Origin of the sequence: Achromobacter sp. ACM01 (assembly GCF_014851745.1) — a bacterium.
GTDB lineage: Bacteria > Pseudomonadota > Gammaproteobacteria > Burkholderiales > Burkholderiaceae_B > Achromobacter > Achromobacter aegrifaciens.
Genome location: NZ_JACVAF010000001.1, coordinates 19,035 through 42,170, shown reverse-complemented (window position 1 = coordinate 42,170; position 23,136 = coordinate 19,035). Strand labels below are relative to the sequence as shown.

The 23,136-nt window shown below is 60.9% G+C and carries 20 protein-coding genes; 13 read left to right on the top strand and 7 right to left on the bottom strand.

Features of this window, described 5'->3' with window-relative positions:
* Window positions 1-5: 5 nt before the first annotated feature.
* Genes IB268_RS00200 through IB268_RS00190 form a run of 3 tightly spaced genes read right to left on the bottom strand, consistent with a single transcriptional unit; the run spans window position 6 to window position 3,491 of the window.
* Window positions 6-926, bottom strand: coding sequence for an ABC transporter permease (locus IB268_RS00200; protein ID WP_054455815.1), 921 nt, complete (start codon window positions 924-926; stop codon window positions 6-8).
* Window positions 923-1,897 carry an ABC transporter permease gene (locus IB268_RS00195; protein ID WP_088143535.1) on the bottom strand — a complete coding sequence of 325 codons (975 nt, stop codon included), beginning with the start codon at window positions 1,895-1,897 and terminating at the stop codon, window positions 923-925. The genes IB268_RS00200 and IB268_RS00195 overlap by 4 nt, the downstream gene beginning before the upstream one ends.
* Before the next feature lie 7 nt (window positions 1,898-1,904).
* Window positions 1,905-3,491, bottom strand: coding sequence for an ABC transporter substrate-binding protein (locus IB268_RS00190; protein WP_175160097.1), 1,587 nt, complete (start codon window positions 3,489-3,491; stop codon window positions 1,905-1,907).
* Window positions 3,492-3,606: 115 nt separating this feature from the next.
* Here IB268_RS00190 and mnmE point away from each other — a divergent pair, with 115 nt between their 5' ends.
* Entirely contained in the window at window positions 3,607-4,959 is a 1,353-nt protein-coding gene (gene mnmE, locus IB268_RS00185; protein WP_192353665.1) for a tRNA uridine-5-carboxymethylaminomethyl(34) synthesis GTPase MnmE, read from the top strand.
* 32 nt (window positions 4,960-4,991) lie between these two features.
* Here mnmE and IB268_RS00180 read toward each other — a convergent pair whose 3' ends face one another.
* Entirely contained in the window at window positions 4,992-5,348 is a 357-nt protein-coding gene (locus IB268_RS00180; protein ID WP_192353664.1) for a winged helix-turn-helix domain-containing protein, read from the bottom strand.
* A gap of 42 nt (window positions 5,349-5,390) precedes the next feature.
* On the opposite strand from IB268_RS00180, the gene IB268_RS00175 reads away from it, so the two are divergent.
* Window positions 5,391-5,948 carry a hypothetical protein gene (locus IB268_RS00175; RefSeq protein ID WP_054455823.1) on the top strand — a complete coding sequence of 186 codons (558 nt, stop codon included), beginning with the start codon at window positions 5,391-5,393 and terminating at the stop codon, window positions 5,946-5,948.
* A gap of 25 nt (window positions 5,949-5,973) precedes the next feature.
* Here the strand turns inward: IB268_RS00175 and IB268_RS00170 are convergent, their stop codons facing one another.
* A complete protein-coding gene (locus tag IB268_RS00170) occupies window positions 5,974-6,279 on the bottom strand; it encodes a hypothetical protein (protein WP_125470748.1) in 306 nt (101 codons plus the stop codon).
* A gap of 218 nt (window positions 6,280-6,497) precedes the next feature.
* Here IB268_RS00170 and IB268_RS00165 point away from each other — a divergent pair, with 218 nt between their 5' ends.
* Complete coding sequence (locus tag IB268_RS00165) at window positions 6,498-6,950, top strand: GNAT family N-acetyltransferase (RefSeq protein ID WP_192353663.1); 453 nt, start codon at window positions 6,498-6,500, stop codon at window positions 6,948-6,950.
* A 57-nt stretch (window positions 6,951-7,007) separates the two neighbouring features.
* On the opposite strand, the gene IB268_RS00160 is transcribed toward IB268_RS00165, so the two are convergent.
* Complete coding sequence (locus tag IB268_RS00160) at window positions 7,008-8,375, bottom strand: ClcB-like voltage-gated chloride channel protein (protein ID WP_119449771.1); 1,368 nt, start codon at window positions 8,373-8,375, stop codon at window positions 7,008-7,010.
* A 489-nt stretch (window positions 8,376-8,864) separates the two neighbouring features.
* On the opposite strand from IB268_RS00160, the gene IB268_RS00155 reads away from it, so the two are divergent.
* From IB268_RS00155 to IB268_RS00135, 5 genes are all read left to right on the top strand, one after another.
* Window positions 8,865-9,542 (top strand): response regulator, encoded by a 678-nt coding sequence (locus tag IB268_RS00155; RefSeq protein ID WP_192353662.1) that lies wholly within the window; start codon window positions 8,865-8,867, stop codon window positions 9,540-9,542.
* The gene (locus tag IB268_RS00150; protein ID WP_370540008.1) at window positions 9,532-11,016 is read left to right on the top strand and encodes a sensor histidine kinase; all 1,485 of its coding nucleotides are present in this window, start codon (window positions 9,532-9,534) and stop codon (window positions 11,014-11,016) included. Before IB268_RS00155 ends, IB268_RS00150 begins: the two co-directional genes overlap by 11 nt.
* 120 nt (window positions 11,017-11,136) lie before the next feature.
* A complete protein-coding gene (locus tag IB268_RS00145) occupies window positions 11,137-12,135 on the top strand; it encodes a tripartite tricarboxylate transporter substrate binding protein (protein WP_054455831.1) in 999 nt (332 codons plus the stop codon).
* A 109-nt stretch (window positions 12,136-12,244) separates the two neighbouring features.
* Complete coding sequence (locus tag IB268_RS00140) at window positions 12,245-12,682, top strand: tripartite tricarboxylate transporter TctB family protein (protein ID WP_175160088.1); 438 nt, start codon at window positions 12,245-12,247, stop codon at window positions 12,680-12,682.
* Window positions 12,679-14,205 carry a tripartite tricarboxylate transporter permease gene (locus IB268_RS00135; RefSeq protein ID WP_125470751.1) on the top strand — a complete coding sequence of 509 codons (1,527 nt, stop codon included), beginning with the start codon at window positions 12,679-12,681 and terminating at the stop codon, window positions 14,203-14,205. Before IB268_RS00140 ends, IB268_RS00135 begins: the two co-directional genes overlap by 4 nt.
* 225 nt (window positions 14,206-14,430) lie before the next feature.
* Here IB268_RS00135 and IB268_RS00130 read toward each other — a convergent pair whose 3' ends face one another.
* Window positions 14,431-15,597, bottom strand: coding sequence for a pyridoxal phosphate-dependent aminotransferase (locus IB268_RS00130; protein ID WP_119449767.1), 1,167 nt, complete (start codon window positions 15,595-15,597; stop codon window positions 14,431-14,433).
* 112 nt (window positions 15,598-15,709) lie between these two features.
* Between IB268_RS00130 and IB268_RS00125 the strand changes: the two genes are divergently transcribed.
* The 5 genes from IB268_RS00125 to IB268_RS00105 all read left to right on the top strand — a co-directional run bounded on the left by IB268_RS00125 (window position 15,710) and on the right by IB268_RS00105 (window position 23,128).
* Window positions 15,710-16,744, top strand: coding sequence for an AbrB family transcriptional regulator (locus tag IB268_RS00125; protein WP_225591277.1), 1,035 nt, complete (start codon window positions 15,710-15,712; stop codon window positions 16,742-16,744).
* A 232-nt stretch (window positions 16,745-16,976) separates the two neighbouring features.
* A complete protein-coding gene (locus IB268_RS00120; RefSeq protein WP_006216596.1) occupies window positions 16,977-17,183 on the top strand; it encodes a cold-shock protein in 207 nt (68 codons plus the stop codon).
* A gap of 2,542 nt (window positions 17,184-19,725) precedes the next feature.
* A complete protein-coding gene (mnmG, locus tag IB268_RS00115; protein ID WP_054455843.1) occupies window positions 19,726-21,645 on the top strand; it encodes a tRNA uridine-5-carboxymethylaminomethyl(34) synthesis enzyme MnmG in 1,920 nt (639 codons plus the stop codon).
* Entirely contained in the window at window positions 21,642-22,331 is a 690-nt protein-coding gene (gene rsmG, locus IB268_RS00110) for a 16S rRNA (guanine(527)-N(7))-methyltransferase RsmG (RefSeq protein ID WP_192353661.1), read from the top strand. Before mnmG ends, rsmG begins: the two co-directional genes overlap by 4 nt.
* On the top strand, window positions 22,328-23,128 hold the full coding sequence (locus tag IB268_RS00105; protein WP_054455845.1) for a ParA family protein: 801 nt from the start codon (window positions 22,328-22,330) through the stop codon (window positions 23,126-23,128). The genes rsmG and IB268_RS00105 overlap by 4 nt, the downstream gene beginning before the upstream one ends.
* The last annotated feature ends 8 nt before the right edge of the window (window positions 23,129-23,136 follow it).

Sequence of the window (23,136 nt, the reverse complement as noted above, 5' to 3'; positions counted from 1 at the left end):
CGCCCTCAATTCGCGTGGCGCGGGTTGAGCACATCGCGCAGGTGGTCGCCCACCAGATTGATGGCGATGATGGCCAGCGCCAGCGCAATGCCGGGGAAGAACGAAATCCAGTACTGACCGGACAGCAGATATTCGAAGCCGTTGTAGATCAGCATGCCCAGCGACGGCTCCGTCACCGGCACGCCCACGCCCAGAAACGACAGCGTGGCCTCCAGCGCAATCGCATGCGCCAGGTCGATGGTGGCGATCACGATCAGCGGCGGCATACAGTTGGGCAGCACGTGACGAAACAGCACGCGCCCCCACGACAGCGACATGCAGCGCGCCGCTTCCACGTATTCCTTGCCGCGCTCGACCAGCGCCGCGCCGCGCGCGGCGCGCGCGAAATACGCCCACTGCACCACGATCAGCGCGATGATCACCTTATCCACACCCTTGCCCAGAATCGCCAGCAACATCAGCGCAACCAGGATGGCGGGGAACGACAACTGGATATCCACAACCCGCATCAGCAAGGCGTCGATGCGGCCGCCGAAATAGGCTGCGATCAGGCCCACCGTGGCGCCGATGCCGAAGGCCGCCAGTACCGAAACGCTGGCCACCAACAGGCTGGTGCGCATGCCGTAAAGGATGGCCGAGAACAGGTCGCGCGCCAGGCCGTCTGTGCCCAACCAATAACGCATGCTGCCGTCGCCGCTTTCGCTGCCCGGCTTGAGCTTGGAATCCATGATGTCCAGCGTCGCCAGATCATAGGGATTCTGCGGCGCGATCCAGGGCGCAAGCAGCGCGGCGCCCACGATCACGACCAGCATGATCAAACCCAGCGTGGCCAGCTTGCTGGCGAAGAAGTCCGACAGGAATCGGCGCCAGGGCGTCTGCTCCTTGGCCTGAACCGGGGGCGCGGCGGCGGTGGCGGGTGTGTTCATCGGCGGCTATCCAAGCGTACGCGGGGGTCCAGCACCGTGTAGATGATGTCCACCACCAGATTCAGCATGACCAGGAAGAACACGATCAAGAGCAGATACGCCACCACCACCGGACGGTCCAGGTTGATGATGGAATCGATCAGCAGCTTGCCCATGCCCGGCCAGGAAAACACGGTTTCCGTCACGACGGCGAAGGCCATCACCTGGCCGAACTCCAGGCCCGCCACCGTCACCACGGGAATCAGGATGTTCTTGAGCAGATGCACGCCCAGTACGCGCTTTTCAGACAGGCCCTTGGCGCGCGCGAACTTGATGTAGTCCATGGGCAGGGCTTCGCGCGTGGCGGCACGCGTCACGCGGATGATCATTGCGCATTTGGCGAAGGCGATCGTGGCCGCAGGCAGCGCCAGGCTCAGCCAGCCGTCGAAAGTCAGCACGCTCAACTGCAGCGATCCGATGCTGACGGTCTGGCCGCGCCCACCCGCCGGCACCCAGCCGAGTATCACGGCGAACACCATGATGAGCATCAGGCCAACCCAGAAGTTAGGCAGCGAGAAACCGAGCACCGAGCCCGTCATGATCGCGCGCGAGCCCACTGCCTTGGGCTTGAGGCCGGCCAGGATGCCCAACGGCACGCCGATCAGCACCGACAGCAGCATGGCCACACAAGCCAGTTCCACCGTGGCCGGCATGCGCTCCAGGATCAGCCTCATGGCCGGTTCGCCCGTCAGGAAGCTGTTGCCGAAATCACCGCGCACCGCCTGGCCCATGAAGATCAGGTACTGCCGCCACAGCGGCAGATCCAGGCCCAGCGATGCGCGCACCGCCGCGCGTTGCGCTTCGGTCGCTTCCGGGCTGGCCAGCATCGAGACCGGGTCGCCCACCATGTAGATGCCGGCAAAGACCAGCGCCGACATGACGAGCATGACGACGACGGTCTGCAGCAGCCTTCTTACGATCGTTGCAAGCACTAGCGCCTTACTTCTTCAGCGTTGCAAACTGTGCGAGCGTGACTTGGTCTGGGCGGCCTTGATAGCGGATGTCGCTCTTCATTGCCCATACCGACAACTCGAAATGCACAGGGAGCATGGCGTAGTCATCCATGGCGATGTTGCTGGCCTTGGACAAGAGGTCCGCACGCTTGGCATCGTCCATGGTCGACGAGGCTTCCTTCACCAGCGCATCCATCTTGAGGTTGGAGTAGCGGCTGCGGTTGGTGGTGCCCAAACCTGCTTCGGGATTGCGCGTCACCAGCAGCGAGGTCAGCGCGTTGGACATTTCGCCGCTGGTCACGGACCAGCCCGCCAGATAGGCCGAGAACGCATAGCTGTCGCGGTTCTTGAAGAACACCGGGGGCGCCATCGCATCCACGCTGGTCTTCACGCCGATGCGGGTCCACATCGACGCGATCGCCTGCGCCACCTTCGAATCGTTGACATAGCGGCCCGACGGCGAGCCCAGCGTGATGGAAAAGCCGTTGGGATAACCAGCTTCCTTCAACAAGGCCTTGGCCTTTTCCACGTCGGCCTTGGGAGCCTTCGAATGCTCCTTGCTGGAACCGAACATGGGGTAGGGCAACAGATTTCCCGCGGGCAACGCCACCCCGCCCATCACGCGCTCGACCAGCGCATCGCGGTTGATGGCGAGCGACAGCGCTTCGCGCACGCGCTTGTCCTTCATGGGGTTCTTTTCGGTGCCTTGCACGCCCGGCGAGGGTTCAGCGAACTGGTCCAGCGCCACGTAGACGACACGCACCGACGGCGTTTCCTCTACATAGAGTTTCTTGTCGCCCTTGAGCTTGGGCAGGTCATCGGTTGGGGGATCCTCGATCATGTCGACGTCGCCGGCAAGCAACGCGGCCACGCGCGCGGCCGCGTTGCTGATGGGACGGTAGACCACGCGATCCCATTCGGGCTTCTTGCCCCAATAGTTGTCGTTGCGCGCCAGCACGAATTCGGCTCCGCGCTTCCAGGACACGAACTTGTAGGGACCAGTGCCTATCAGGCCGTCGCCGCTATTGAGTTCCGTCGTCGTCTTGCCCTCGGCCGCGGGGCCCGACGCCGCTTTCTTGGACATGATGGGCAACTGCGCCAGGTTGACCAGCAGGTTCGGCGCCACGTCCTTGGTGGTGATGCGCACGGTGCTGGGATCGACCGCTTCGGTCTTCTCGACCGAACCCAGATACAGCGTGAACGGCGACGGACTGTTGGGCACCTTGGGGACGCGCGCATACGTAAAGACTACGTCTTCCGCGGTGAACGGCGTGCCGTCGGAGAACTTCACGTTGGGACGCAGCTTGAAAGTCCACACCTTGCCGTCCACGGTCCAGGACTCGGCCAGCGCGGGCTGCGGCTTGAGCTGCGCGTCGGTGGCAACCAGGGTATCGAATATGGTCTGGGAGATCTGCGTATTGGGCGTGAGCGCGTGATACTGCGGATCCATCGACGAAGGTTCGGTCTTCAAGGCGATCACCAGATCGCGGGCCATAGCCGAACTGAAGGTGCCGAAGGCCAATATCACCGCGGCTGAGCCGCAGGCCAAGACACGCGAAAACCGAGATGCCATTGTGATCTCCCTGGATTGTTTCGGGTTTTGAACCTCCGGGCCACATTAACCAGCAAACAAGGGACGGCGCAACAGTTATATTCCCTTATTGTTCTCGCCTTGCCTTGCCCGAAATATGTCCGCCTACGCCCCCATCGCCGCCATCGCAACCGCCCCCGGAAGAGGCGGTATCGGCGTCGTCCGCGTCTCCGGCACGGACCTGTCCGAACTCGTGCGGCGCCTGTTCCAGCGCGAACTCACGCCGCGACATGCGCACTACCTGCCGTTCAAATCCGGCACGGGCGAATTGCTGGACGAAGGCATCGCCATCTATTTCCGCGCGCCGCATTCCTATACCGGCGAAGACGTGCTGGAACTGCAAGGGCATGGCGGCCCCGCCGTGCTGCGCCGCGTGCTGGAAAGCTGTCTGGCCACCGGCCGCGATCTTGGCATCCGGCTGGCCGAGCCGGGCGAATTCACGCGCCGCGCCTTCCTCAACGACCGCATGGACCTGGCTCAGGCCGAAGCCGTAGCCGATTTGATCGAGGCCTCGTCGGTAGCGGCCGCGCGCGGCGCCATGGCGTCGCTCTCGGGCGATTTTTCCGCGCGCGTGAACGACCTGTCGGACCGCATCATCCATTTGCGCATGCTGGTCGAAGCGACGCTGGATTTCCCCGAAGAGGAAATCGACTTCCTCGAGAAGTATCAAGCCCGCCCGACCCTGGAAGCGCTGACCGCGGACCTCGCCAAACTGATCGCGCAAGCGCGCCAGGGCGTGATTCTGCGCGAAGGCCTGCACGTGGTGCTGGCCGGCCAGCCCAACGTCGGCAAGTCCAGCCTGCTCAATGCGCTGGCCGGCGACGACATCGCCATCGTCACCCCGATCGCGGGCACCACCCGCGACAAGGTAGTGCAGGAGATCCACATCGACGGCGTGCCGCTGCATATCGTCGACACCGCCGGCCTCAGGGAAACCGAGGACACGGTGGAAAGCATAGGCATTGCGCGCACCTGGCAGGAAATCGAGCGCGCCGACGTCATCCTGCATCTGCAGGATGCCACCCAGCCCGGCGACGAGCTGGACGCCCAGATCACCGCGCGCCTGCCGCCGCGCACGCCTGTGCTGAAGGTCTTCAACAAGGTGGATCTGTTGTCCACGCCTTTTGCCGCCGGTCCTCAGGAACTTGGAATCTCGGCCAAGCGCGGTGCGGGCCTGGACGAACTGCGTGCAGAGTTGCTGCGCATCGCAGGCTGGAATCCCGGCGGCGAATCCCCGTGGCTCGCGCGCGAGCGCCACCTGCATGCCTTGCAAGATGCGGCGGAACATCTGGAGTTGGCCGGCGCGCATGCGGAACAGGACGACCGCGTACTGGACTTGTTTGCGGAAGAACTGCGGCTGGCACATGACAGCCTGTCCAGCATCACGGGCAAGTTCACCAGCGACGATCTGCTGGGCGAGATCTTCTCGAGTTTCTGTATCGGGAAATAAGCCTGCGCGGCGGCATGGAGCAGCGCTGCAGCTCAGGGCTTGCGCGCCGCTTCCACCAGGCATTCCGACAAGCGGTCGAAATGCGACAACGCCGCGTGGCTGAGTTCGACCTGCTTGCGGCGCGCGTCCTCGGTATCGACGAGCAGCACCCAGCCTTTCTCGCGCATCGATTTCAAGCGCGCGTGCAAGGTCGCGGGTGACCCTATGCTATCCACCGCCATCACATCGCGCACCGACAAGCGGCGTTGTTCCTGCGACGCGCGCGCGATCAGCGTGAGTATGCGTTCTTCCAGGGGATCGAGCGACGGCAGCGCGGGCAGGCCGCGCAGCGCATCGGTCAGGCGCAAAAAACGCATGTAGATGTCGGCGGGTCTCTTTTTTTCTTTCATGGATAATGGACGCGGCGACTGACAAGCGGCGGAATTCGAGGTATGGGGAACATTCTAGATCAGGGTAAGTGGGCTCTGGTGACGATGGCGCTGTTCCTGGGCAGTCTGGCGGTCAATGAATGGGTGTTCACCAATCTTGAGTTTGTGCGGGGCATCAATTGGATCTATCTGCCGGCGGGCGTGCGCCTGATATGCACCTTGCTGTTTGGCCTGCCTGCGGCGCTCGGGCTGCTGGCCGGATCGTGGATCGCCTGCTTCTGCTACTACTTTCCTGACGACATGCTCCGCTCCGTGGCGGGGGGCATCATGGCCGCTGCCGCTCCCTACCTGGCCTATCGCTGGGCCCGTTCGGCACTGCGATTGCAGCCCGACCTGGCCAACCTTACGGCCTGGCGTCTGCTGATCTGCGCCGTAGTCTATGCGGTAGTGAATACGACCATTCACCATCTCTGGTTCTTTCTCCAGGGAGAGAGAGCCGCGCTCGCCGACGGCTTCATCGCGATGCTGACCGGAGACATTACGGGATCCTTGTTCGTGTTGTATACGCTCAAGGTAATCAGCGCCTTGGGACGCGCGGTCCTGCGCCGGCGCGCTGCCTGACTGCCTGAAGGAACCTGCCTCGGGCTTAGCCCGTCACTGCGGCCGGGTCATCTTCGGACTCGCTGTCTTCCTGTATCGGCGCAAGCGCCGAGGCTGCTTCGGCCTTGCCCAATGCCCGTTCGGCACGCTCAGCCAGCAGGCGCATTTCCCGCGCTCTTTTTCCATGCAGCACCCGGCCGAATGTATTGAGGTTGAGCGCCATGGTTCTCAACTCCGACAACTCACTCTCCGACAAGGCGATGCCGCTATCCCTGTGCTGCTCGACCCGGTCCAGCACGCCTGAACAAGCCTCGAAGAACTTTGCATAGTCGTTCCACAGGTTGTCGGACACGCTGTTCCCCGGGAAAGACGTATTAGGTGCCATCGACACTCCTTTGCGGAATCACTCTGCGACTTTCTGCGGTGATCGCACTTCATCTTCGGGGTATACAAGCGAACTATTAGTTATAAATTTTATAACTAATTATAAAAATAATCCTGCGACGGTCCGGACGTCCTATATTTCCGGGAAATCCGCCCACGCCGGGCAGCGCTTCATCCGGACCTCGCATGCACCCTGACATACGCCTCGCCAGCCTCGACGATCTGCCTGACATCGAACGAATCGTCGCGCAAGCCTATGGCCACTATGTTGCGCGCATCGGCGCGACGCCCGGACCGATGCTTGATGATTACCGTGCCCGCGTCACGCAGGGCGTGGTCCATGTGCTGCGGGTGCGCGATACCGTGCAAGCTGTGCTGGTCCTGATTCCGGAAGCCGATTGCCTGCTGCTGGACAACATCGCGGTGGATCCGCAAGCGCAAGGAAAAGGCTATGGCCGCGACCTGATGCAGTTCGCGGAAACCGCGGCGCGCCAGGCCGGCTATGCCAGCATCCGGTTGTACGCGCAGGAGAAAATGACCGAGAACATCGCGATCTACACGCGATACGGTTATGTGGAAACCCATCGCGCCGAGGAAATCGGTCTGAAGCGAGTTTTCATGAAAAAGCCCCTTATTTAAGGGGTTATTTTCCTTATTTCACTAATACGATTATTTACTCGTATTAGTGAAATACCGTCATTCATCACGTTCCTTGACAACGACGCGCTGCGCGCGCCGATTGCTGGCCAACGATTTCGCATAGACCGAATCCGGCCTTATCCGATGCGCAATCACATAGCCTGTGATGCAGGCCAGCATGAGCGGCAGCATGACTTCGTAGCTGAGTGTCATCTCGAAAATCATCAGGATGGACATCAATGGCGCATAGGTGGTGGCGGCCAGCAACGCCCCCATGCCCACCACCGCATAGCTCGATACCGCCGACAGATCCCCAGCGGGGAACAGAGCCTGCAGGCCGGTCCCGTACAAGGCGCCCAGCGCCGCCCCCACGAATAACGTCGGCGTGAAAACGCCGCCTACCGCGCCCGATCCCACGCTGGCGGCGGTGGCCAGCGTTTTCAACAGCAGAATGGCGGCCACCGCCTGCCAGGCCCACTGCGTATGCAACATGCTGTTGACCACGCTGTAGCCATTGCCCCAGACCTCGGGATTCACGACTGACAAGGCGCCGACAATCAGGCCGCCCAAGGCCATGCGTACCCACAACGGCGCGGGTACGCGGCCGAACGCGGCGCGTGCAGTGTCCAGGAAGCGCAGGAATTGCGGCGCCGCCAGGCCGGCGATCACCCCCAATCCCAGATAGTTGATGACTTCCCACCCGGACACGAAAGTGAAGGGCGGCATATGAAAAACCGCGTCGTAATGCAGGATCTGGCGCGTCACAATGTTCGCCACGACCGACGATACGACCAGCGGCACCAGCGTGGCTGAAGCTATCGCGCCATAAACGATCTCGGAAATGAACAGGGCTCCGGCGATGGGCGCGTTGTAGGCGGAAGTAATCCCCGCCGTGGCGCCACAGGCGACCAGCAGACGCAGATGCCTGGGAGGCAGCACCAGATAGCGGCCGGTCAGGGATGACAACATCGCTGCCAACTGCACCATGGGACCTTCCCGGCCAATCGAGGCGCCGGAGCCGATGGAAAAAATCGATGACAGGCTGCGCGCGACGGTCTGGCGAAAGCCGATGACCCCGCGGCCGATGGAAATCGCCTCCATGTAGTCCGCCGCGCCGCGCTTGGGCAACCACCTGGCCGCCATTTGCAGGACCGCGCCCGCGATGGCGCCGCCTATGGCCGGCATCAGGAAGCGTTGCCAGGGACTCAGCCCGCGCGCCAAAGACACCATGCCGTGGGGAGTGTCCTCGCCGCCCAGCACGATTTGTGTCCAGGCCAGCATTTCGCGAAAGACCACGGTGGCCAGCGCCCCCAAGAGGCCCATCAGCGCCGCCGCGCAAAGCGTGGCCGGCAAATTGTCCGCCAACAAACGGCTTCTCAGCCAGATTGCCCAACCTGATTTCTTGATTCTGATTTCTGTCGCCATGGCGGAATTCTACGGCGGAACCTGCTCACTTTTTGTTCAGTTCCCAGTCAAGAATGGCTGCGCGCCTCCCCTCGAATGCCCCTTTCCGCGAACGTCCTGGAGGGCCTCTAAAGGCCCCTGGAAGGGCAAAAAAGCAGGGTGGCAACCGGACGTTTTTCGGGGTAAAAGTGCCGTTTTTGGAACCCGTCCGGCAGAAATGCCCTGTGGATAACTCCTAAGTAGACGCCTTGTGCACATTTTGTGGAGGCAAGTTGAACAAGCAGGGGTTTCGGACAGGGTCCAAAATCTTGTCCAACTTCAGCTTTTTTCCCACACAGAGTTCTTGCACAGCCAAAAACGGTCGCAAGCTGATGAAAAAAAAGAGGTTTTCAAGGTTAAGGTAGTTATCCACAGGCCTTATTAATCATTAATCTTTATATAAAGAGAAATAAAGGAAAAGCCAAACATGCTCTCCCATTCCGCCCAGCCATCCCCCCCCGGACTCCGTCCATGCGCATCCTTCTGATAGAAGACGAAGCCGAACTTGCACGCTGGCTTTCAAGAAGCCTGGCCAGGCACGCTGGTTTCGTCGTTGAATGGGCTGATGACGGGCTGGTCGCCGAAAGAAGGCTGGCGATGGAAGAATTCGATGCCGTCATCCTCGATCTGGGACTGCCGGGCATGGATGGCCATGCTTTGCTCGCGAAGATTCGCGCGCGGGACGACCGTACGCCGGTGCTGGTCTTGACCGCGCGCGATTCGCTGGCCGAAAAAATCGGGACGCTCCACCAGGGAGCGGACGATTTCCTGCCGAAACCGTTTGTTGTGGAAGAGTTGGAAGCGCGGCTGATCGCGCTCATCCGTCGCAGCCGCGGGAGAGAGCACCCGCGGCTCACGCTGGGAAACCTGGCCTTCGAAACTTCCGCTCAAAAATTCTCGGTCAACGGGCAGCCCTTGCAGTTATCCCCACGTGAACACTCGGTCCTGCGGGTACTGATTCAAAAAAGCGGCGAACCCATCAACAAGCAGCAGATCCTGGATCGCATCCTGACGGACGATGCAGACATCAACCTGGAGGCCATCGAGGTCCTGGTGCACCGTTTGCGCAAAAAATTGGCGGATACCGGTGTGCAGATCGTGACCATGCGAGGCATGGGCTACTGCCTGGAGAACCTTGTTGACAACTAGAAGTGCGGAAAAAAAGGGATTTTTCGCGGCAAAAAAACGTAATCGCACCCTGAAAAGCCAGCTCCTCTGGTGGCTGATCCCCACCCTGGTCTTCGTGATGATGGGCGCCTTGTGGCTGTCGAACCACCAGCTGCGCAACCAGGTCGACATTGCCTACGACCGTTCGCTCTCTGGAGCGCTGCGCGCGATCGACCACAACATATCCACAGCCAGCGGTGGATTAGCCATGGAGCAGCCATACCTGATGCTGGAATTTTTCGAGCTGACGGCCAATGGCAGCGTGTTCTACCGGGTTGCCACGGAGGACGGACTGGCCGAAATCGGCAGTCCTGGCCTGCCGATGCCTGCCGAGCCGCTGGTTTCGGGGGAACCGCGGTTTTTCTATGCCGACTACCAGGGCACGCCCGTGCGCGTTGCGGCGCTGGCGCGCCCCATGGATCCTCCGCTATACGCCAACAAAGGGGGACGGGTTATCGTGCAGGTGGCCGAAGGCCTGGATACCCGGCAAGCCTTCCTGCACCAAGTGCTGGTACGCTCGGTGGAACGGGACCTGGCCGTGATCCTGATCAGCGTCCTGGTGATCGTCCTGGGCGTTTTCATGGCCCTGCGTCCCCTGGCCAGGCTGCGTCAGGAGGTGGAAGGACGTTCTGCGGACGATTTAAGCCCCGTGAGCGCGTCGGACATGCCAGGGGAGGTCCTACCCCTAGTCGCGGCCGTAAACCTCCACATGGCCCGTTTTGCGGCTCAGGCGAGGGTCCAGAGCCAGTTCCTGGACGACGCCTCGCACCAGTTGCGCACCCCTTTGTCGGTTTTGCGGACCCAGACGGCCTATGCCTTGCGTGAAACAGACCCCCAGGAGGTCCGTACAGCCCTTCTGGCGATGCAGGAGGGGTTGGACAGGGCGGTACGCACCACCAACCAAATGCTCGCGCTGGCGCGCGCTAAAGACGCCTCCCTGGCCGAGGGCGGTTTCAGCCCCGAGCCAGTGGATCTGGTGGAGCTGGCTGATGGGGTCATCCGCAGCCTGCTGCCGACCGCCCGAGCCCGCCAGCTCGACATAGGCCTGGAAGCCGAGATCCGCCCGGTGGTGGTCCAGGGGGCGGACTGGCTGCTGAGGGAGGCGGTCAGCAACCTGGTGGACAACGCCATCCGTTACACCTCGTCTGCGGGAGAAGTCACGGTAAGGGTCCAGATCGACACTGGCCAGGCCAGACTGGTGGTCGAGGACAGCGGCCCGGGTATGTCGGCGGAGGACATTGCCCGCGCCTGCATCCGCTTTCGCCGGGGCGCCGCCGGCAAGAACAAGCCCGGGGCCGGGTTGGGGCTTGCCATTGTCGGGACGATTGCCGAAATCCTGGGGGCGCGGCTGCTCCTGGAGAACCGGGTGCCCTTGCCGGGCCTGAGAGCGGCATTGGTGTTTACCCTGGAACGTCCGGAAGATGCTGCACCGCACCAGAAAAACGGCGGAATTTGAAAGCTTTTGGAAAGCTTCGTTTTTGTACGGTTGCGTCCACTGGGGCCGTTATTGCGGAAAGAACCGTCTGAGCAGAGCTTCCAGCCATACCTAGACCTATAAATCTCGGAGACGCAAAAAATGCAGACTAGTCTGAAACTGCGCCTGGCCGCCGTCGCGGCGCTGGGCACGATTACCTTGTCCCTGGGCGCCGCCCACGCGGCCGACGAGCCGCGCCGCCCGGAATGCATCGCGCCCGCCCAGCCTGGCGGCGGTTTCGACCTGACCTGCCGCCTGGCCACCGAAGGCTTGAAGCAAAGCGGCGCGCTCAAAAGCGCCATGCGCATCGTCTACATGCCTGGCGGCATCGGCGCAGTGGCCTACAACAACATCGTGGCCCAGCACCCGAACGAACCGGGCACCATCGTGGCGTTCTCGGGCGGTTCGCTCTTGAACCTGGCCCAGGGCAAGTTCGGCAAGTACAACGTCAACGACGTGCGCTGGCTGGCTGCCATCGGCACCGACTACGGCGTGGCCGTGGTCCGCAACGATTCCCCGTACACCGACCTGAAGAGCCTGATGGACGCCTTCAAGCAGGATCCGACCAAGATCGTGCTGGGGGCTGGCGGCACCGTGGGTAGCCAGGACTGGATGAAGGCCGCGCTGACCGCCAAGGCGGCTGGCGTGGATTTCAAGAAGATGCGCTTCGTGGCATTTGAAGGTGGCGGCGAAGCCGTCACGGCCCTGCGCGGCGGCCACATCCAGGCCTACATGGGCGATGCGGCAGAAGCCTTCACCATGCTCGAAGGCGGCGCACCCATCCGTGTGCTGGCCGTGTTCAACGATCAGCGCCTGCCGGGCAAGCTGGGCACCGTACCTACCGCCAAGGAGCAGGGCTATGACATCGTCTGGCCGATCATCCGCGGCTTCTACGTCGGCCCGAAGGTGTCGGACAGCGACTACCAGTTTTGGGTCGACGCCTTCAACAAGACCGCGGCCTCGCCCGAGTTCGACAAGCTGCGCCAGCAGCAGGGCCTGTTCCCCTTCAACAAGACGGGTCCCGAGCTGGACGCCTACGTGAAGAACCAGGTCAAGGTCTACGGCGAACTGGCCGATTCGTTCGGCCTGGTCAAGAAGTAAGCCGCAAGGCTCCCCCTTATCGCGTTTTTCAGGATTCCCCGCCGCCGGCATTGCCGCGGCGGCAGGGGAGCGCTGCGCCGCGCGATGCGACTACAACGGAAAAGTGATCATGAACGATCGAATATTGGGCGTGGCGGCGCTAGCGCTGGCCGCCTTCATGACCGCGGCGGGTTGGGGAATCGAAGCCCCGTTCGCCTATGAGCCTGTGGGCCCGCGCGCCTTTCCCTTGCTGCTGGCCTTGATCATTGGCCTGTGCGGCCTGTGGCTGGTCTACAAGGGCGGTCATCAGGTCGAGGCCAATCCGCCCGGCGCCAATGCGCGCATCGCGCTGATGATGGCGTTTGTGGTGGCCTATGCCTTCCTGTTCCAGTGGCTGGGTTTCGTGATTGCGACAACCCTGATGACGATATTCGTCGGCCGCCTGTTCGGGGGCGGTTGGGTCAAGTGCGCCATCGGCGGCGCCGTCATGAGCATTCTGTTTTTCTTGCTGTTCGACAAGGTGCTGGACGTGGTCCTGCCCACCGGTTTGTTGGAGACCCTGATATGAGCGGCATTCTTGATCACTTGGCGATAGGCTTTGGCGTCGCCTTTTCGCTGACCAACCTGCTGGTGGCCATGATCGGTTCGTTCATCGGCACCATGGTAGGCGTGCTGCCCGGCCTGGGACCGGTCAACGGCGTGGCGATGCTGATTCCGATCGCGTTCGCGATGAACCTGCCGCCCGAGACCGCGCTGATCCTGCTGGCTGCCGTGTACGTGGGCGCCGAATACGGCGGCCGCATCACCGCCATTCTGCTGAACGTGCCGGGCGAGGCCAGCGCCATCATGACGACGCTGGACGGTTATCCGCTGGCGCGCCAGGGCATGGCCAGCGTGGCGCTGTCGCTCTCCGCCTGGTCCGCGTTCTTCGGCGCCATCGTGTCGGTGGTGGGCATCATCCTGCTCGCGCCGTTGCTGGCCAAGTGGGCGTTGGCCTTCGGCCCTGCCGAGTACTTCGTGCTGATGATTTTCGCGTTCTGCTGCCTGACCAGCTTGCTGGGCAAGCAGCCCGTCAAAGGCGTGCTGGCAGCGATGATCGGCCTGTCGATTTCGGTGGTGGGCGTGGACGCGAACTCCGGCGTCTATCGCTACACCTTCGAATCGGTGCATCTGGCCGATGGCATCGAGTTCGTGGTGGTGGTGATTGCACTGTTCGCGGTCAGCGAGATGCTGGAAATGCTGGAAAAGGTGATGTCCGGTCATAGCGTCGAGGTCAAGCCCAGCGGCCGCAAACTTTTCAACTTGAAGGAAATGGCGCTCACCTGGTGGAGCGTGGTGCGCAGCTCGCTGGTGGGTTTTGGCGTGGGCGTGTTGCCTGGCGCCGGCGCCAGCGTGGCCGCGGCCGTGGCGTACTCGCAGGAAAAGCGCATCATCGAAGCCAAGGATCCGGACGCAAAGTTTGGCAAGGGCGACATGCGCGGCCTGGTCGCGCCGGAAGCCGCCGCCACGGCGTCGGCCATCGGCTCGTTCGTGCCCATGCTGACGCTGGGCGTGCCCGGTTCGGGTACCACTGCCGTGATGATGGGCGCGCTGACGCTCTACAACATCACACCGGGTCCGGTGCTATTCGACTCCAAGCCCGAACTGGTGTGGGGCTTGATCGCCTCACTGTTCGTGGCCAACGTGCTGCTGTTCGTCATGAACGTGCCGCTGGTGCGCTTCTTCGCCAAGGTGCTGTCGGTGCCGGGCTGGTTGATGGTGCCGGGCATCTTGTGCATCAGCTACATCGGCGTCTACGCCATCAACGCGGGAACTTTCGATCTGCTGCTGGTGGCGGGCATAGGCGCGCTGGGCTACTTCCTGCGCAAGTTCGGCGTGCCGATGGCGCCGCTGGTGCTGGGCGTGGTGTTGGGCAACATGATGGAGCAGAACCTGCGCCGCGCCTTGTCGATGACCGATGGTGACGTCGGCGTGCTGTTCGCCAGCCCGGTGTCGATCTCGATGTGGGTGGGGGCGGCTGCGGTCGTAATCGTGCCGCAGATCATGCGCCGCATGCGCAAAGCGAAAAAGCTTGCCGCTGGTCCGGCCTGATTCCTCGGCAGCGCGGCTGTTGTAAAGGGCAGCAGCCCCGCTGCAGACCCTGGGCCGGGAATTGCAAAGGGCGCCTTTTTTATGGGCGCCCTTTTTTTGTTTGTGAATTCGCTTTGGATGGTCTCTATTTTTATTGCGAGCTTTTATTCATATTTTTCAATAAAAGCGCTTGTATAGAGAGACAAAGGAAAAGTGAAGTCACTATGTGGCAGTCAGTAGAGGGCGTCAGACCTGCGCCAGGCGCTCCAAGGCCGCATCGAGTGTCGCGTCTTTTTTTGCGAAGCAGAAGCGCACGATGCGATGGTTGGATTCCGCTGCGTCGGGCTGTCGATAGAACGCCGATACCGGTATCACCGTGACGCCATGATTCACCGTCAGGTCACGTGCGAAGTCGGCCTCGTTCTGCTTGGAAATCTGGCTGTAGTCCGCCAGCAGGAAAAATGTGCCCGGGCTGGGCAGGGGGCGGAAGCGGGTCTTGGCCAGCCCCTGCGCGAGGCGGTCGCGCTTGGCCTGATAGAACGCCGGCAGATCGAGGTAAGGCTTGGGATCGCGCATGAATTCGGCCAACGCGAACTGCATGGGCGAGGGCACGGTGAACACCATGAACTGATGCACCTTGCGCAGTTCAGCGCTGAGCTGGCGCGGTGCGCAGCAGTAGCCGATCTTCCAGCCGGTGGTGTGATAAGTCTTGCCGAAGGACGAGATCACGAAGGCATGCTGTGCCAGCAACGGGCGACGCGCCACGCTGGCATGTGGCTTGCCATCGAACACGATATGTTCATACACCTCGTCGGACACCAGCAGCACGCCAGTGTCGCGCACGATCGCCTCCAGCGCGTCCAGGTCGCTGTCATCCAACACGGCGCCGGTGGGGTTGTGCGGAAAGTTCAGCATCAAGAGACGGGTCTTGGACGTGATGGCATCGCGCACACGCTGCCAGTCAATGCGGTAGTAGGGATCGGCTTCTGTGGGAGCGCGCAGCGGCACCGGCACGGCGGTACCGCCTGCCAGGCGGATCGCCGGCAGGTAGGAGTCGTAGCAAGGTTCGATGACGACGACTTCGTCGCCGCTGCCAACGGCGGCCAGCACGGTTGCCATCAGCGCTTCGGTTGCGCCGCTGGTGACGGTGATCTCGGTTTCTGGATCGTAGGCATGGCCATAGAGTTCGCGTGTCTTGGCGGCGATGGCTTCGCGCAGGGGGGCCACGCCCGGCATGTAGGGATACTGGTTGTGGCCGTCGGCCATGGCCTTGGATACGAGGGCGCACAAGGCGGGATCGGGATCGAAGTCGGGAAAGCCCTGGCCCAGGTTGATGGCTTTGTGTTCGATGGCCAGGCGGCTCATCACGGTAAAGATGGTGGTGCCAACGTCGGGAAGTTTGGATCGGATCATGGTGGACGCGAGAGTGAACGTTGCTAGCAGAGAGAGTTTTCGTAAGTATCCCACTAACTCATAATTCGGTTTTCACATGAGCTTAAGGCGCGGCGGTATCGTGGGTCAGAACATGTTGTGGAGGGTGTTGGGCGGTTTGGCGCTTGCATTGGCGGGCGCGTTGTTGGCGGTGTGGGCGCACATCCCGTTGCCGTGGATGCTGGGCGCGTTGCTGGTGACCGCGGCGACGCGCATTGCGGGCTTGGGCACCGCGTGCCCCAGGCCGGCGCGCAATGCTGGCCAGTGGGTGATCGGTACTTCGTTGGGGCTTTACTTCACGCCGCAGGTGATCGGTCACATTGGCAGCAATGCGGGACCCATCATCGTCGGCATGTTGTTCGCATTGGGCCTGGCCTTCATGGGCACGGCGATCCTGCGCCGCTACACCGATGTGGATTTCAAGACGGCCTGGTTTTCGTCCGCCATCGGCGGAGCCAGCGAAATGGCGAACCTGGCAGAGCGTCATGGGGCGCGCATAGACCGGGTGGCGACGGCGCATAGCGTGCGTGTGCTGATGGTGGTGGTCGCCGTGCCCTTCATCTTCCAGTGGTGGGGCGTGGCGGGACTGGATCCCACGGTTCCTGGACCCAAGGTGGTCCATGCTTGGGGGCTGGCGGCGCTGGTTGCGCTGACCTGCGTCGGCGGCGCCGCCTTCATGAAGCTGCGGCTGCCGAATCCCTGGGTGCTGGGCCCGATGTCGGTCGCCATGATCCTTACGGCCAACGGCATCGAGCTGTCGGCCCTGCCGGACTACGTTCCGAAGATAGGCCAATTGCTGATCGGCTGGTCGCTGGGCGACCGCTATCGGCCGGATTTCTTTCGAGCCGCGCCGCGTTTTATTGCCGCCGTGGCGAGCTTCACGGTGGCTGCATTGGCGCTGGCGTTCGGCCTGGGCGCCTTGCTGTCGCTATGGTCCGCCGCGCCCATACCCACCTTGATTCTTGGCACTACGCCGGGTGGCATTGCAGAGATGGCAATCACCGCCAAAGTGCTGCAGCTAGGGGTCCCCGTGGTCACCGCCTTCCATGTCACACGCATGGTTTTTGTGGTGATAGTGACTGGCCCGATCTACGCATTTATGGCGCGTCGGCAGGGCCTCAAGCCCTAGTGGAACGAGACCCAGTATTAAAAATACGACATTGGGGTAAACAACTATATGAGTCTGTAATGTGTGCTGAGTATGCTGATTACGCAGTTGATTCAAGCAGCGCGCGGACTCGTTCTGCAGCTAGGCGGCAAGCGGGAACGCAGCAGCAACGCAGGTACTTCTACCGGTCGTTCAGTTCTCACGGCGTCCTTGATTCATTGCATTTCGAGTTAATTACAGGACGCTAGAAAAAATGGCTCAGAAGGGCAAAGTTAAGTGGTTCAACGCTGACAAGGGTTACGGTTTCATCACGCCGGACGTTGGTGGTACCGATGTTTTCGCACACTTTTCCGCCATCCAGGGCCGCGGCTATCGCAGCCTGAACGAAGGCCAGGAAGTCGAATTCGAAGTCAAGGATGGTCCGAAAGGACCTCAAGCGGCCGAAATTCGCCCGCTCTAAATCGGGAAATCCCAATTTCCCGTCCGCCAGGCTCGGCCTGGCTACAACGCCCCAAGACCGGAAGGTCTGGGGCGTTGTTTCATTTGGGCGGCCGACGCCTGATCAGCTTGTTCTGCGTGAATAGTTAGTATTCACTAACATATTCTCCGGCCGTGGATAAGTTTGTGGATAATTATTTTTGGGCATGAGCATTTTGATGCTCAGCAATGAAGCAATTGCTTATCCGTAGCCAGGTTTTGCACAGTTATCCCGTCCTTCTTGGAACGGCATCGGGGGCCAGCTAGGCTGCTTGGGTTTATTCGGCTTTGCTGTGATGTTCGCGTTTCTATATGGCCTTTCCCTAGGGAATACAGGCATTTAACGCAATATTGAGCAGATCTCAGCCGGAATAAGGGCGACGCGGCCGTAATGTCCTGAGGCCGATCTGGCCCGTTTTTGCTTGCACGGCGGCCGGTTGTTCACAAAGATATCCCCATCCCGGTTATGCACAGAATTACACCCTTTGGCGCCCTGAGATGGCTCAAACGCCTGTGGATAGAAATGGGGATAGGGTCCGGAAGTAGGGGGCCTGAGTGAAAATATCCAAAGTGGTGCACGCGACTTTGGACCACGTGGACGGAACCGAATCGTGGACTCCGCGGTCAATCATAGGTAAGCCCGAATCGCGCTCGGCGAGTTTTCCACAGGGTTTCACATGAAAGGCCGGATCTCACCCATAAGGATGATGGCGCGAGTTGCGGCAGACGGGCAAGATAATTGTCTGGTCAATGAATCCGTGCGACCTGACCAACGGTGTCCGCGTAGTGGCGGACCGCAGGATTCAATGTGTGGATAGGTCTGTGAATAATCCGTCTCCACGTTTTTTGCGGTGTTAAGACCAGGATGCGACGGCAGAGTTCCTCGCTATATTCAGAGGCGAGGGTTGTCATGGTGGGTTTTCGAGAATTCATTGTGGCAGTGACGACGATCTTATCCACATAGTTTTCCACGGTTTTTTGCGTCGTTATCAAGTTGGTTTGAAAGCCGAGTTTCCTCAGTTTGGTAAGCATCCAAAATAGAAATAATCGATTGCTGCCATAGGGAAGACAGTTGGGCATTTGTGCTTTTTCACGCTTCTTGGCACTTTGCGAAGTCGGTCACACTGCGCCGTTTTATGGCACGCCAGGCATTGGCCTTCAATGACTTATCCCCAGAGTTGTTCCACGTGAAACCGCGAATGTCGGTAGCTATCGGATCTGCTAGTTGTTGATAACACTTGCAGGACTTAATAGCTCTGCTGCGAGAGTTCTTTGTCCGTCTGATTTTCCGCTTCTGAGTTATCCCAAATTTCTGCGGCATAGACTCGCCTTGAGCGGCAGGTATCGCCTCGGCGTGAGGTGCGGGCTTGGACCAGAGGAACTTTCCAAATTGGCGGGTTTGAACATTTCAGGTCCTAGCCAGTTTGGCGCAGGGCGGATAAGAAGAAATCTCATGTTGGTTGCGCTGCGTTAGGGCTGACGAGATAGTTCGAGTTCCGTACGTGGGGATTTGACTCTCCACGACTACAGCTGTTTCGCCGCACTTATCAACACTCAAGTTTCACGTGAAACGCAAAAAAATGCTCTGTTTCGGGTAAGGGGTAGGGTAGGGGTTGGAAAATCGCCTTTTTTTTGGATGAACCTTCATGGGATTGAAATCAGAAGGTTTCATGAGACGAGATGACTTGATACGGATCTTGAGCGACGACGCTCAAGCGGACGCCGGTATTCCTATCTCTGCCGGCCTTTGGAGTGCTGGGTTCGTGTTTCACGTGGAACATTCTTGGGTGTGAAACAGGCCTCTTTTTCCTTTGCTCGCCTTATGCATGATTAACGTTTCACGTGAAACGTTGATCACCTGCTGCGTATCGGCAACGATGTTTCACGTGAAACATCGATAGCGCGGATGGTCAGAATGGACATCCTGGCGTGCTCAAATGGCGCAAAGGCTCATGACGATATGACATGCGACGCTTGGTCGTGGTTGGACTGCGAGTTGGAGTATGCAGACGTGATTGGCATTGAGCGTGGCCACTTCACCAGCCGAAGGGGCTCTCCATGGCACGGGACGGGGGATGTTTCACGTGGAACATACCGGGATTCAGCGTATGGGGCGAAAGGACGAATCACTCTAGGCAGGGAATAGGGTGTTCATATGCGCGGGCGATGCCACGGAGATCCGACATGTTTCACGTGGAACATACCTCACTCACCCGTACTCGCATATGGCGAATTGAGGGCAACGGGCGGGTAAGCGCAAGGCAAAGGGGTACTTTGAGGAACGGTAATGCAGCAGTAAGGACGTGACTGGGCCAGATAAGTACGACGTTTCACGTGAAACATGGCGCGGCAAAGCAGTGGCACTTGCCGACATATTCATGCCTTAGAAGTCTGTGAAGCTGTTTTTTGCCGACGGCGCTTTCGGCTTTATCAGGTTCTTGCTGCACCGAAGCATGTTTCACGTGAAACATGCAATCCCTGCCTCTATAATGAGCACCGAACGCTCTCTCTTACCTCCCCCCATCATGGACTATCCCCGCGAATTCGATGTCATCGTCGTCGGTGGCGGCCACGCCGGCACCGAAGCTGCGCTGGCTGCTGCCCGCACCGGCGCCCAGACGCTGCTGCTGACGCACAACATCGAAACCCTAGGTCAAATGTCTTGCAATCCCTCCATTGGCGGGATCGGCAAGGGCCACCTTGTCAAAGAAGTCGACGCCCTGGGCGGCGCGATGGCCTTGGCAACGGATGAGTCGGGGATTCAATTCCGCATCCTTAATGGATCGAAGGGACCAGCAGTCCGCGCTACGCGCGCCCAGGCTGACCGCGTCCTCTATCGCAAGGCCATCCGTGGCCGCTTGGAAAACCAGCCAAACCTCTGGCTCTTCCAACAAGCGGTCGAGGATCTGATGGTGGAGGGCGACCGTGTGGTCGGCGCCGTTACCCAGATCGGTTTGAAGTTTCGCGCCAAGTCCGTGGTGTTGACCGCAGGCACGTTCCTGAACGGCCTGATTCACGTGGGCCTGCAGAACTATTCGGGCGGCCGTGCCGGCGACCCTCCTGCGATCTCCCTGGGGCAACGCCTGAAGGAACTGGCCTTGCCGCAAGGACGTTTGAAGACCGGCACGCCGCCGCGCATCGACGGCCGCTCGATCAACTACAGCATCCTGGAAGAGCAGCCTGGCGATCTGGATCCGATTCCCGTGTTTTCCTACATGGGCAATGTCGCCATGCACCCGCGCCAGCTGCCTTGCTGGATCACGCATACCAACGCCCGTACCCATGACATCATCCGCGGCGGCCTGGACCGCTCGCCGATGTACAGCGGCGTGATCGAGGGGGTGGGGCCGCGTTACTGCCCGTCCATCGAAGACAAGATCCATCGCTTTGCCGACAAAGAGTCGCATCAGGTCTTCCTGGAACCGGAAGGGTTGGATACCCACGAGGTTTATCCGAACGGCGTGTCGACGAGCTTGCCGTTCGACGTGCAGCTGGCGTTGATCCATTCCCTGCCCGGCCTGGAAAACGCGCACATCTTGCGCCCCGGCTACGCCATCGAGTACGACTACTTCGATCCACGTGGATTGAAGAGCACCCTGGAAACCAAGGCGATTACGGGCCTGTACTTTGCCGGACAGATCAACGGCACCACCGGCTACGAAGAAGCGGCCGCCCAAGGGCTACTGGCTGGCGTCAACGCCGCGCTGTTCTCGCTGGAGCGCGAGCAATGGACTCCGCGCCGCGACGAGGCTTATCTGGGCGTGTTGGTGGACGATCTGGTCACGCGTGGCGTGACTGAGCCGTACCGCATGTTTACGTCCCGGGCCGAATACCGGCTTAGCCTGCGCGAAGACAATGCCGACCTACGTCTGACCGAAATCGGTCGCCGCCTGGGAATTGTGGATGACGCCCGCTGGGATGCCTTCAATCGCAAGCGCGACGCGGTGTCCGCGGAAGTCGAACGTTTGAAATCCTCCTGGGTGAATCCGCGTATACTGCCCGCCGAAGTTGCGGAACCGCTGCTGGGCAAGGCAATTGAACGTGAGTACTCACTTTCAGATCTGCTGAAACGACCCAATGTTTCCTATGAAGCCTTGATGGCTGCCCGCAATGCCGACGGCTCGCTCCTGGCCGGCCCCGGGGTGATGGAAGACGAAGTGCTGGCCGAGCAGGTCGAGATCCAGGTGAAGTACGCCGGCTACATCGACCGCCAGCAGGTTGAAGTCCAGAAGCAGATCGCGCATGAACAGCAGGCCATACCTGCCGATGTCGACTACGACGCGGTGACCAGCCTGTCGTTTGAAGTGCGCCAGAAGCTCAAGGCGCATCGCCCGGAAACCATCGGCCAGGCCGCGCGCATTTCCGGCGTCACTCCCGCTGCAATCTCATTGCTGCTGATCCATCTGAAGCGCCTGCATTACGGCTCGCGCAAGCAAGCGGCATGAGCGCGCACGCCGATACGGCCGGCGCGGACATGGCCGGCCGCCTGTCTCGCGCCTGCGAGCAACTGGGCCTGGAAGCCGATGCCGCCACGATGGCCAAGCTGCTGAACTATCTGTCGCAGATGCAGCGCTGGAACCGGACCTATAACCTCACCGCCATCCGCGATCCGCAGCAGATGCTGATCCAGCACCTGTTCGACAGCCTGGCCGCCGTGGGGCCGTTCAGCGAGGCGCTGGGCGCTTCAGGCACGCCGGCCAAGGTCTACGACGTCGGATCGGGCGGCGGCCTGCCAGGCGTCGTTCTGGCGATCCTGCGGCCCCACTGGTCGGTGACCTGCGTGGACGCAGTTGAAAAGAAGACGGCCTTCGTGCGGCAGATGAGTGGCGTGCTGGCCTTGCCCAATCTGCAGGCCAGCCACGCGCGCATTGAAACGCTGACTTCGGCCGAGTGCAACATCGTGACGTCGCGCGCCTTCGCTTCCTTGGACGATTTTGCGCAACTCGCAGGTCGCCATGTACGCAACGATGGTACCCTCGTCGCCATGAAGGGCAAGGTCCCCGAGGACGAAATACAGGCGCTGCATGCGCGCGGAGAATGGCAAGTCGATCACATCCAGCCGTTGCGCGTGCCTGAATTGCAGGCCGAACGCTGCCTGATCTGGATGCGCCGTAGTCAAGGAACCCTATGAAGAACATACCCCCCAGCACCTCCGCCCGCGTTTTCTGCATTGCCAACCAGAAGGGCGGTGTGGGCAAGACGACGACCGCCATCAATCTGGCGGCGGGCCTTGCCACGCACAACCAACGTGTGCTGCTGGTGGACCTGGACCCGCAAGGCAATGCCACGATGGGCAGCGGCATCGACAAGAACTCGCTCGAGTCGAACCTGTACCAGGTGCTGATCGGTGAATCCAACATCGAGCAGGCCCGCGTGAAGTCCGAGTCTGGCGGCTACGACGTGCTGCCCGCCAACCGCGAACTGTCCGGCGCCGAGATCGACTTGGTGCAGATGGAACAACGCGAGCGCCAATTGAAGGCCGCGATCGACACGGTCGCCACGCAGTACGACTTCGTGCTGATCGATTGTCCGCCCACGCTGTCGCTGCTGACCTTGAACGGCCTGGCCGCCGCCCATGGCGTCATCATTCCGATGCAGTGCGAGTACTTCGCGCTGGAAGGCCTGTCCGACCTGGTCAATACCATCAAGCGCGTGCACCGGAACATCAACGACGATCTGCGCGTCATTGGATTGTTGCGCGTCATGTTCGATCCGCGCATGACCCTGCAACAGCAGGTCTCCGCGCAACTAGAGGCGCATTTCGGCGACAAGGTTTTCAAGACCGTGGTGCCGCGCAACGTGCGTCTGGCCGAAGCCCCCAGCTACGGCATGCCTGGCGTGGTGTACGACCGCGGCTCGCGCGGTGCGCAGGCCTACATCTCGTTTGGCGCTGAAATGATTGAGCGCGTGAAGAAGGATCTGAAGTAGGCCACAAC

What these genes read in the sequence shown, in the direction of transcription:
- IB268_RS00200 (WP_054455815.1), bottom strand. Translation starts at nt 926, where the DNA reads ATGAACACACCCGCCACCGCCGCCGCGCCCCCGGTTCAGGCCAAGGAG.
- IB268_RS00190 (WP_175160097.1), bottom strand. Translation starts at nt 3,491, where the DNA reads ATGGCATCTCGGTTTTCGCGTGTCTTGGCCTGCGGCTCAGCCGCGGTG.
- mnmE (WP_192353665.1), top strand. Translation starts at nt 3,607, where the DNA reads ATGTCCGCCTACGCCCCCATCGCCGCCATCGCAACCGCCCCCGGAAGA.
- IB268_RS00180 (WP_192353664.1), bottom strand. Translation starts at nt 5,348, where the DNA reads ATGAAAGAAAAAAAGAGACCCGCCGACATCTACATGCGTTTTTTGCGC.
- IB268_RS00175 (WP_054455823.1), top strand. Translation starts at nt 5,391, where the DNA reads ATGGGGAACATTCTAGATCAGGGTAAGTGGGCTCTGGTGACGATGGCG.
- IB268_RS00165 (WP_192353663.1), top strand. Translation starts at nt 6,498, where the DNA reads ATGCACCCTGACATACGCCTCGCCAGCCTCGACGATCTGCCTGACATC.
- IB268_RS00160 (WP_119449771.1), bottom strand. Translation starts at nt 8,375, where the DNA reads ATGGCGACAGAAATCAGAATCAAGAAATCAGGTTGGGCAATCTGGCTG.
- IB268_RS00155 (WP_192353662.1), top strand. Translation starts at nt 8,865, where the DNA reads ATGCGCATCCTTCTGATAGAAGACGAAGCCGAACTTGCACGCTGGCTT.
- IB268_RS00145 (WP_054455831.1), top strand. Translation starts at nt 11,137, where the DNA reads ATGCAGACTAGTCTGAAACTGCGCCTGGCCGCCGTCGCGGCGCTGGGC.
- IB268_RS00140 (WP_175160088.1), top strand. Translation starts at nt 12,245, where the DNA reads ATGAACGATCGAATATTGGGCGTGGCGGCGCTAGCGCTGGCCGCCTTC.
- IB268_RS00135 (WP_125470751.1), top strand. Translation starts at nt 12,679, where the DNA reads ATGAGCGGCATTCTTGATCACTTGGCGATAGGCTTTGGCGTCGCCTTT.
- IB268_RS00130 (WP_119449767.1), bottom strand. Translation starts at nt 15,597, where the DNA reads ATGATCCGATCCAAACTTCCCGACGTTGGCACCACCATCTTTACCGTG.
- IB268_RS00125 (WP_225591277.1), top strand. Translation starts at nt 15,710, where the DNA reads ATGTTGTGGAGGGTGTTGGGCGGTTTGGCGCTTGCATTGGCGGGCGCG.
- IB268_RS00120 (WP_006216596.1), top strand. Translation starts at nt 16,977, where the DNA reads ATGGCTCAGAAGGGCAAAGTTAAGTGGTTCAACGCTGACAAGGGTTAC.
- mnmG (WP_054455843.1), top strand. Translation starts at nt 19,726, where the DNA reads ATGGACTATCCCCGCGAATTCGATGTCATCGTCGTCGGTGGCGGCCAC.
- rsmG (WP_192353661.1), top strand. Translation starts at nt 21,642, where the DNA reads ATGAGCGCGCACGCCGATACGGCCGGCGCGGACATGGCCGGCCGCCTG.
- IB268_RS00105 (WP_054455845.1), top strand. Translation starts at nt 22,328, where the DNA reads ATGAAGAACATACCCCCCAGCACCTCCGCCCGCGTTTTCTGCATTGCC.